Raw genomic sequence first — 403 nt, forward strand, 5'->3', positions numbered from 1 at the left:
GCTTCCGCGGGGCCGTTTAGCATTTCGGATACAGCGTGTGGATTGTGCGCCTGGTGCGCTTGATAGCGATATCGCCGTCAACAGCGCGTTTGGCTTTTGCGACTTGTTCTTTGATTCCGCGCAGGCTGCGTCTGGCCCGGTCGTGGGAGTACTGGTAATGCGTCACCGTATTCGGGGTTGTGTGTTTGCGCCCATCGCTTGCCGAGGTTTGTGTCCAGATCTGGCCGTGGGTGTAGTCTTCACCGGGGTTTTCCCGCCGCCAGGTTTCAATTACCTCAGGCACGGTGGGGGTCTTCACCGACAAGATGTAGTGCAGCCCTGCATCTATCAATGCTTGTTTGTTCGCCGCGGAGAACATGCCTGCATCGGCGACGACGGTGACCTCGTCGAGTTGGTAGGCCTC

General features: G+C 58.3%; 1 protein-coding gene. It reads right to left on the minus strand.

Annotation, left to right across the window (positions count from 1 at the left end; translation table 11 throughout):
* Positions 1-16: 16 nt before the first annotated feature.
* A partial coding sequence (locus HMPREF2993_RS05005; protein WP_246822362.1) for a transposase occupies positions 17-403 on the minus strand: 387 nt, incomplete at its 5' end.

Source organism: Corynebacterium sp. HMSC068G04 (genome assembly GCF_001814885.1).
GTDB classification, from domain to species: domain Bacteria; phylum Actinomycetota; class Actinomycetes; order Mycobacteriales; family Mycobacteriaceae; genus Corynebacterium; species Corynebacterium hiratae.